The organism is Amycolatopsis taiwanensis DSM 45107 (genome assembly GCF_000519205.1).
In the GTDB taxonomy this organism is placed as follows: Bacteria; Actinomycetota; Actinomycetes; order Mycobacteriales; family Pseudonocardiaceae; genus Amycolatopsis_E; species Amycolatopsis_E taiwanensis.
This window is the reverse complement of record NZ_JAFB01000067.1, coordinates 1-8436: the sequence shown is the minus strand read 5'-3', so window position 1 is coordinate 8436 and position 8436 is coordinate 1. Positions and strand designations below refer to the sequence as shown.

General features: G+C 67.4%; 9 protein-coding genes. 8 read left to right on the top strand and 1 reads right to left on the bottom strand.

The window, feature by feature from the left end; genetic code table 11:
• Window positions 1-153 precede the first annotated feature (153 nt).
• The 8 genes from A3CU_RS0134550 (at window position 154) to A3CU_RS54890 (ending at window position 7854) form a co-directional block, all read left to right on the top strand.
• Window positions 154-1197, top strand: coding sequence for an MCE family protein (locus tag A3CU_RS0134550; RefSeq protein ID WP_027946078.1), 1044 nt, complete (start codon window positions 154-156; stop codon window positions 1195-1197).
• Window positions 1194-2228: an MCE family protein gene (locus A3CU_RS0134545; RefSeq protein ID WP_027946077.1), complete on the top strand. Its 1035-nt coding sequence runs from the start codon at window positions 1194-1196 to the stop codon at window positions 2226-2228. The genes A3CU_RS0134550 and A3CU_RS0134545 overlap by 4 nt, the downstream gene beginning before the upstream one ends.
• 1 nt (window position 2229) lies before the next feature.
• Window positions 2230-3417 carry an MCE family protein gene (locus A3CU_RS0134540; protein WP_027946076.1) on the top strand — a complete coding sequence of 396 codons (1188 nt, stop codon included), beginning with the start codon at window positions 2230-2232 and terminating at the stop codon, window positions 3415-3417.
• Window positions 3414-4598, top strand: coding sequence for an MCE family protein (locus A3CU_RS0134535; RefSeq protein ID WP_027946075.1), 1185 nt, complete (start codon window positions 3414-3416; stop codon window positions 4596-4598). Before A3CU_RS0134540 ends, A3CU_RS0134535 begins: the two co-directional genes overlap by 4 nt.
• Window positions 4598-5836: an MCE family protein gene (locus A3CU_RS0134530; RefSeq protein WP_027946074.1), complete on the top strand. Its 1239-nt coding sequence runs from the start codon at window positions 4598-4600 to the stop codon at window positions 5834-5836. Before A3CU_RS0134535 ends, A3CU_RS0134530 begins: the two co-directional genes overlap by 1 nt.
• The gene (locus tag A3CU_RS0134525) at window positions 5833-6312 is read left to right on the top strand and encodes a hypothetical protein (protein ID WP_027946073.1); all 480 of its coding nucleotides are present in this window, start codon (window positions 5833-5835) and stop codon (window positions 6310-6312) included. Before A3CU_RS0134530 ends, A3CU_RS0134525 begins: the two co-directional genes overlap by 4 nt.
• Entirely contained in the window at window positions 6309-6821 is a 513-nt protein-coding gene (locus A3CU_RS0134520) for a hypothetical protein (RefSeq protein ID WP_245617476.1), read from the top strand. Before A3CU_RS0134525 ends, A3CU_RS0134520 begins: the two co-directional genes overlap by 4 nt.
• A 913-nt stretch (window positions 6822-7734) precedes the next feature.
• A complete protein-coding gene (locus tag A3CU_RS54890) occupies window positions 7735-7854 on the top strand; it encodes a helix-turn-helix domain-containing protein (protein WP_245617475.1) in 120 nt (39 codons plus the stop codon).
• 117 nt (window positions 7855-7971) lie between these two features.
• Here the strand turns inward: A3CU_RS54890 and A3CU_RS0134495 are convergent, their stop codons facing one another.
• Window positions 7972-8295 (bottom strand): hypothetical protein, encoded by a 324-nt coding sequence (locus A3CU_RS0134495; RefSeq protein WP_027946071.1) that lies wholly within the window; start codon window positions 8293-8295, stop codon window positions 7972-7974.
• Window positions 8296-8436 lie beyond the last annotated feature (141 nt).

Here is an 8436-nt window from a genome sequence, read left to right as displayed (position 1 = left end):
GGGGGCTCTGCCCCCACGCCCCCGACTGGGGGCAAGCCCCCAGACCCCCTTATCGGGGCGGCGGGACGCCCTGGCCGAGGACGCGACCCGATTTCGGAAGGAGCGCCCTGTCGACGCGATCGCGGTCGCGCGCAGACCCGCGGAGGGACAGCAGTGAGGGGATTAGCGGCGCCGCTGGTCAAGATCCTGATCTTCGCCGCCGTCACGGTGGTGCTGACCGGCATTCTCGGTGCCACGATCGCCAACACCAACTTCGGCGTGACCTCCGGCTACACCGCGATGTTCACCGACGCCTCGGGCCTGCACGTGGGTGACGACGTGCGGATTTCCGGGGTGAAGGTGGGCCAGGTCGACAGCATCACGGTCGAGGGCGACGGCGAGGCCGCCCTCGCCGCGGTGCACTTCGAGGTCTCCTCGGCCTACCGGCTGCCCGGCCTCGCCACGGCCACCGTGCGGTACCGCAACCTGGTCGGCCAGCGGTACCTGGCGCTGGGCACCGACGTGGCCGACAGCGCGCAACTGCCCGTCGGCGGCGTGATCCCGCGGGAGCGCACCCAGCCCGCGCTCGATTTGACCGTGCTGTTCAACGGTTTCAAGCCGTTGTTGCAGGCGCTGGACCCGCAGCAGGTCAACCAGCTGTCGTTCGAGATCATTCAGGTGTTCCAGGGCGAGGGCGGCACGATCGAAAGCCTGCTCACCCACACCGCGTCGATCACGTCGACGATCGCCGACCGCGACCAGGTCATCGGGCAGGTGATCGACAACCTGAACCAGGTACTGGACACGGTCAACCAGCACAACCCCCAACTGTCCACCTTGATCGACCAGACCCAGCAGCTGGTGACCGGCCTGGCCCAGCAGCGCCAGCCGATCGGCGACGCGGTGTCCGCACTGGCCGACCTCACCGGCGTGACGGCGGGACTCCTGCAGGACGCCCGTCCAGCGCTGAAGGACGACATCGCGGGCCTCGGCCGGCTGTCCGCAAACCTCGCCGACTCCGGTCAGCTGCTGGACGAGTTGCTGCAGAAGCTGCCCGGCAACCTGGACAAGTTCACCCGCACGTTGAGCTACGGCAGCTGGTACAACTACTACCTTTGCGGCCTGACCGGCACGATCGGCGTCTCGTCGCTGGACATCACGCTGCCGATCCTCCCGTTGCCGACCACCGAGCTGCCCGAGAGGTGCAAGCCCTCATGAAGCCGCTACGTGAACGGAACCAGGTCGCCGTCGGCGCGGTGACGCTGGTGCTCATCGCGCTGGTGACGGCCGTTTCGTACTTCTCCGACCAGATTCCGTTGCTGGGCACCGGAACCACCTACCAGGCGTACTTCGCCGAGGCGGCCGGCCTGGTGCCGGACAACGAGGTGCAGGTGGCGGGTGTGCGCGTCGGGCAGGTCACCAGCGTGACGCTGGCCGGGAAGAAGGTACTGGTGAAGTTCAAAGTGGACGGTACCCGGGTGGGCTCGCAGAGTACCGCGTCGATCGGGATCAAGACTCTGCTCGGCGAGAAGTACCTTGGCCTGCAACCGAAGGGCCCGGGCGCGCAGAACCCGGACGACCCCATCCCGCTGGACCGCACCACCACTCCGTTCCAGCTCCAGGACGCGTTCCAGCAGCTCTCGCAGACCGTGGGCGACATCGACACCCAGCAGTTGGCGGAGAGCTTCAACGCGGTGTCCGACGCGCTGAAGAACACGCCGCAACCGTTGAAGGACACGCTCAACGGGCTGACGGCGCTGTCCAAAACGGTGTCCTCACGGGATGAGCAACTGGCGAACCTGCTCGGCAACACCAGCCGGCTCTCGCAGACCCTGGCCGACCGGGACACCCAGCTGCGCCAGGTCATCGACGACGGGAACCTGCTGCTGGACGAACTGCAGCAGCGGCAGAACGCGATCAGCGCGTTGCTGACCGGAACACGTCAACTCGCCGCGCAACTGGCCGGTCTGGTCGCGGACAACCGCGCGCAGCTGCGACCGACCCTGGACAAGCTCGGCGAGGTCACCGACATTCTGCAGCGCAACCAGGACAACCTCGGCCGCAGCCTCGCCCTGCTCGCGCCGTTCACCCGGGTCGGCGCCAACGCCACCGGCAACGGGCGCTGGTTCGAAGGCTACATCTGCGGGCTGCTCCCGCCGGTGGTGCAATCGGGCGGCATCTCGATCAACCCGAACGGATGCACGCCCCCGATTTCCGCGCCCGACCAGGGTGTGAGCGGGGGGAACTGACATGACGATAAAGACCAGAGCGCAGAAGACGTTCTATACCTGGGTGGCGGCGGCGTGCGTGGCCGCGCTGCTGTTCACCGCCGGCCTGTGGCTGGTCTTCCGCGATACCGGTGGGACCCGCCTGGCCGCCATGTTCGACAAGACCGTCGGGCTGTACGCGGGCTCGTCGGTGCGGGTGCTGGGGGTGCAGGTCGGCGAGGTGACCGGGGTGACTCCGCAGGGCGACGCGGTGCGCGTGGACCTGCGTGTCGATGCCGACGTGCCGATCCCGTCCGGGGCCGGGGCCGTGGTGATCGCGCCCAGCCTGGTGAGCGACCGCTACGTGCAGCTCACGCCCGCCTACGACAGCGGACCGGTGATGGCTTCCGGCACGGTGATCGGAAAGGAACGCACCGCGACCCCGATGGAACTCGACGACCTCTACGGCAGCCTGGACAAGCTTTCCACCAGCCTCGGCCCCAACGGGGCGAACGCGAACGGGGCGCTGTCCGGGCTGCTCGACACGGCCGCGAAGAACCTGAGCGGTAACGGCGGAAACCTGGGGGACACGGTGACCGCGATGTCCGAGCTGTCGCGAACCCTGAACGACTCCAAGGGCGATCTGTTCTCCACCATCCGGAACCTGCAGTCCTTCACCAGCGTGCTCGCCCAGAGTGACAGCCAGCTCAACGAGTTCTACGGCCGGCTCGCCGACGTGACGGGCTTCCTGGCCGACGACTCCGCCGACTTCGGCGCGGCGCTGTCCTCACTGGGCTCTTCCCTGGGCGACGTGCAGAGTTTCGTCGAGGAGAACAAGGGTCTCCTGGAGTCCAATGTGGATAAGCTCGCGTCGGTGAGCAAGGTGCTGGTCGACGAGCGGGCCGCGCTGGCCGAGGTGCTCGACACCGCGCCCACGGGGATGACCAACTTCATCAACTCCTACGATGCCGCCACCGGCAGCATCGCGATCCGCTACAACGCCAACGAGCTCACCAACCCGTTCGTCACCACGCTGTGCCGGCTCCTCAAGGCGTCGACCCCGACGAACCTGCCTCAGGTGGTGGGCAACCTGTGTGAGGCGATCGCACCGGTGGTGGACGGGATCGCGAAGACACCGTCGCTCTCCCAGATCGCGGCGGACATGTCGAGCGGGAAGATCCCGCCGCTGCCGCTCCTGCCGCTCGTCTCGATTCCGGGAGCCGGCCGATGAAGGCGCGCAAGGCTCTCGTGGTCCCGTTGCTGTGTGTGCTGACCGCCGCCGGCTGTGGCACCGGCGGTTTTTCCGGTCTCTACAACACGCCGCTGCCCGGCGGCGCCGACGTCGGAGACCACCCCTACCACCTCACCGCGCAGTTCGCCGACGTGCTCGATCTCGTGCCCCAGGCGAGCGTGAAGGTCGACGACGTCGCCGTCGGACGGGTGGACAAGGTCGACCTCGCGCCGGACACCAGATCGGCGATCGTGACCATGACGGTCAACGGGGATGTGAAGCTGCCCGGCAACGCCTATGCCGACCTGCGCCAGTCAAGCCTGCTCGGCGAGAAGTTCGTCGAATTGCGTGCGCCCCAACAGAGCCAGGAAGCGCCGGCGGGCACGCTCGCCGACGGTGGGTCGATCCCGCTGTCCAGGACCAACCGCAGCCCCGAGGTGGAAGAGGTACTGGGCGCGCTTTCGCTGCTGCTCAACGGCGGCGGGATCAGTCAGTTCTCCGACATCGCCCGCGAGCTGAACAAGACGCTGACCGGCAACGAGGCCGAACTGCGCGCCCTGCTGTCCAGAGTGGACCAGCTGGCCACCGAACTGGACGGCCAGAAGGGGCAGATCATCCGGGCCATCGACGGGCTGAACAAGCTGTCCAGCACACTCGTGTCGCAGACCGGCAACCTGAGCAACGCCCTGCAAAACCTCGCGCCCGGACTCCAGGTGATCAACCAGCAGCGCGACCAGTTGGTCGGCATGCTGCAGTCGCTGGACAATCTGTCCGGGGTCGCGGTGAACACGATCAACCAGAGCCGGGCGCAGCTCGTCGACGACCTGCGGGCGCTGGCGCCGACGCTGACCAAGCTGGCCGACGCCGGGACGAACCTGCCGATCGCACTGAAGATCCTGCCCACCTACCCGCTGCCGGACGTGGCCGGCGACGTGGTGAAGGGCGACTACGCCAACGTGAAAGCGCGCGTGGACCTCGATCTCGACTCGATCCTGAAGAGCATCGAGAACGCCGGGAAGATCCCGGGCCTCGGGTCGATACCCGTTCCCGCGCCCACGGGTTCCACGAACGTCCTGGCCCCACCGCCGCTGCCGCTGCCGTCCGTGGCGCCGCCGTCGGTCACCGGGCTGCTCGACGGCGTGGGCGGGCTGCTGGGCAGCCTGCTGGGAGGGGGACACTGATGTTCACCACGAGGCATCGGGCGAAACTGCTCGCGTTCGCGCTCATCGCGGTGCTGTCGGTGGTTTACGTCGGCGGTAAGTACGCCGGGGTCGACCGGCTCCTCGGCGCGCGCGGCTACCTGGTGACCGCGCAGCTGACCGATTCCGGCGGGATCTTCGTCAACTCCGAGGTCACCTACCGGGGCGTGCACGTGGGCAAGGTGACCGCGCTGCATCTCGACGACCAGGGCGTCGTGGTCGACCTCGACATAGATTCGGACGCGCCGAAGATCCCCGCCGACACGCGTGCGGTGGTGGCCGACCGCTCGGCCGTCGGCGAGCAGTACGTCGACCTCCAACCGAACCACGAGAGCGAGCCATATCTGGGTCAGGGTTCAGTTATCCCGCGGTCGCGGACCGCCATCCCCGTCTCGCCGGACACCTTGCTGTCCGACTTGGACAAGCTGGTGTCCAGTGTGGACCCCCAGGATCTGCGGACCGTGGTGGACGAGACCTACGACGCGTTCGCCGGAAAGGGGCCGGACCTCCAGCAGCTGCTCGACAGCGCGGGCTCGTTCACCGCCGCGGCGACCGAGAACCTGCCGCAGACCACCCGGCTGCTGGCCGACGGCAGGACGGTGCTGGCCACGCAGCAGCGTCAGGCCACGAACATCACGTCACTGGCGCAGGGGTTGCGGACCATCGCCGCGCAGCTGAAGACGTCCGATCCCCAGTTGCGGCAGGTGATCGACGAGGTGCCGAGGCTGGCCGACGACATCGACGAGATCATCTCCGTGTCCGGCACCGATCTCGGGGTGCTGACCGCCAACCTGCTCACCACGTCCCAGATCACCAGGGTGCGCACGGACGCGATCGAGGAGCTGCTGGTGGCCTTCCCGGTGATCTCGGCGTTCACGCGTTCCGTGAGCTCGAACGGAGAAGGCCATCTGGGGCTGGTGCTCGACTTCTTCGATCCGCATTCGTGTACGAAGGGCTATGAGACGACGAAACAGCGTCCGGCCAGCGATACCAGTGACGTCCCGGCGAACAGTTCGGCCTACTGCGCCGAGCCGCCCGGCAGTGCCACGGGTGTCCGGGGCGCACAGAACGCGCCATATGCCGGTAAGCCCGTGTCGCCGGTCCAGGTGCAGTCGGCGCCGGAAGCCGGCCCGGCCGCGCAGACCCCGCTGCCCGGCCTGCTCGGTCTCAGCTCCGGGCGCCCGGCCGGTGGGATCGGGCAGTTGCTGGGGCTGCCGTGACAACGCGCTTGCTGTCGGTGCTCGCTGTGCTGGCGGTGCTCTCGGGGGCCTGGTTCGGGTGGTCTTGGTGGCGGAGCGCGCACGACGATTTCGCCGCCCGGGTACAGGATCGGGACGCCGTACTCACAGCGGCCTCCGACGCGCTCGTCACGTTGAACACCATCGACTACCGCGAGGCGGAGCCCGCGGTGGACCGCTGGATTCGGGTCACCACCGGAGAACTGGGCAAGACCCTCGGCGAGGACCGGCAGGCGCAGTTGGATCGGGCCACCGCGAACCAGACGCAGGCGAGCGCGTCCGTCGATCAGGCCGCGGTCGTGGAGTTGCGGGGGGACACGGCGCGGGTGATCGCGGTGCTGGACGTGCGGTTGAGCACGAAAGGCGCGCCTGGAACGTCGAACCGCAGCCGGTTGAACGCGGAGCTGACGCGCACACCCGACGGCTGGAAGGTCGACTCCGTGCAGGCCGCGTCATGACCGACGGTATGGCTCGGCGCCGGGCCACGGTGCTGTCGGTACTGACGGCGATGATCGTGTTGGGCGCGGGAGTGTCGGTCTGGGCGTGGTCCCAGGCACGCGCACCGCACGGCGGGAACGTGGCGGTGGCCGACACCGCGGCGACGGCAGAGGTCAGCGACCAGGTGGGCGCCGCGGTCAAGCAGGTGTTCTCCTACGACTACGCGAACCTCGACCGCACCGAACGTGCCGCGTCGAGCCTTCTCGTCGACGCGGCCGTTTCCCAGTACCAGGCGAGTTTCGCCGCCGCGAAACAGCAAGCCGTGGACCAGAAACTGATCCGCACGACCACGATCGGCTCAATCGGCGTGCGCGAGCTGACGGCCGAGGAAGCGCGGCTGCTGGTGTTCGTCGACCAGCAGACGTTGAACACGGTGACCAACCAGCAGAACTCGTCGGTCGCGGCGCTCGAGGTCGAGGCGCGAAAGGTCGACGGCGCTTGGAAAATCGCCGGCATGACCGCCCTGTGACCGCGTGAGCTTGTTACGGCTGCTCGTGTGTCGTTGCCTCAGCAGCGCGTTTGATGGCGTTGAGGCGGCGATCCCAGGCTGCGGCGCGTTCGGCCAGCCATTGAGCTGATGTGTCCAGCGGTTCCGGGCGGACACGGTACAAAACCTCCCGCCCCGAACGGGCGCTGGTGACCAGACCTGCCGCCTCGAGCAGGCGCCGATCGCCATGGTGATCAACCAGCTGCCCACGCTGGAGCCGGCGTATAGTTCGCCTGAAACGAGGTCTGTCGGTGCCAGAATGGCGACTCCTCGGTGTCGTTACCAGGCTACTCGTCCTTTATGGACATGTTGGAATTTTCGACGGTGGCCAGCCGTGTGACCCGGCCGCTGGCGCGATCGCTGGCAGCCGCGATCACCACCCGCCGTAGCTGTGGCCCACCAGCGTCGCGCTGGTGATGTAGGCGCGATCCGGGCATCGCAACACGTCATCGGCGTGGGTGTCGAGGTTGGCGGTCGAGACCGTCACGTCTCGTCTGGCCGCAGAGCGGTCAAGCCAACTGATGCCTGTTCGCCGCCAACCTCGCCAGACCGGTGTGACGTCACGCATGTGGCCCTCCGGCGGGCGGCACCTTCGGCCTTCCGGCGGAACAAGTCGACTGCAGTCTCACGCGCGAGGACACCTGTTGTACGCCTCCAGTGGCGTCTTGGCAGTTCACACCGAGCGCGGTGCGTCGATCGTTCCAACGACGACGCCGTGCCTGGCTACAGTCGCTCCGCGCGGTCTCGCCTCCTTCGCGTCCTCGTCGATGAACTTCACGAAGCACACGAACAGCGGCTGCACCTGCCGGAACCACAAGACGATCGACTGCGAGGGTCGGCCCGGCGGCTGTACGAGAACCCCGTTGACAACTCTTCACTGGCCGAACACGGGAGGATGATCGGAGCCGGCACCCGCACGCTCAGCCGGCTGTTCCGCAACGAACTCGCCATGATCTTCTACGAGTGGCGCACGCAGCTCCGCATTCACCACGCGCAGCTCAACCCCGGACGGTGAATGTTGGGTCGACTTCGGCGGACTGAGCCAGCACGCCTGACTCACTATCGGCTGGACCTGACAGACGCTGCTCGCCGTGCACGCCCGACGGTTCGCCCGAAACCGGGTCTTTCGGGGTCAGGATGGCGGCTCCGCGGTGTCGTCACGCGGTTGGTCATACTTTGTGGACTTGTCGGAATTTTCGACGGTGGGTTTGAGGATGGTGTCGCGTTGGGTGGTGTGGGTGCGTCCGGTCGGGGTGGTCACGGTCAGTTCGCCGGTGGTGTCGTCGAGTGTGAAGTCCCAGTCGGCGACGTCGTTGGAGTCGGCACGGGGCGCGGTTCCCGGTTTTCGCCGGGTCGTTTCCCCGTGCCGCTCCGCCGAACCGGACGTGCCAGTTTCCCGGCATCCGGCTCTCCACGAGTCGGTCAGGCGATGGTGTTTCGGAGTGCGTGGGTCCACGGGTTGGCGATCTTGCTCCCGCGCCAGGTGTGGCGTTCGATTTTCATCGATATGGGATCGAAGAGTGTCACTCCGTTCGGTGCTGAACACCACTTGTTGTTTCTGCGGTAGCGTTGCTTGATCCACTTCCAGTGTTGTGTG

Excerpts from the sequence above, each read along its gene's own strand:
- A3CU_RS0134545 (WP_027946077.1), top strand. The coding sequence starts at position 1,194 with ATGAAGCCGCTACGTGAACGGAACCAGGTCGCCGTCGGCGCGGTGACG.
- A3CU_RS0134540 (WP_027946076.1), top strand. The coding sequence starts at position 2,230 with ATGACGATAAAGACCAGAGCGCAGAAGACGTTCTATACCTGGGTGGCG.
- A3CU_RS0134535 (WP_027946075.1), top strand. The coding sequence starts at position 3,414 with ATGAAGGCGCGCAAGGCTCTCGTGGTCCCGTTGCTGTGTGTGCTGACC.
- A3CU_RS0134530 (WP_027946074.1), top strand. The coding sequence starts at position 4,598 with ATGTTCACCACGAGGCATCGGGCGAAACTGCTCGCGTTCGCGCTCATC.
- A3CU_RS0134520 (WP_245617476.1), top strand. The coding sequence starts at position 6,309 with ATGACCGACGGTATGGCTCGGCGCCGGGCCACGGTGCTGTCGGTACTG.
- A3CU_RS54890 (WP_245617475.1), top strand. The coding sequence starts at position 7,735 with ATGATCGGAGCCGGCACCCGCACGCTCAGCCGGCTGTTCCGCAACGAA.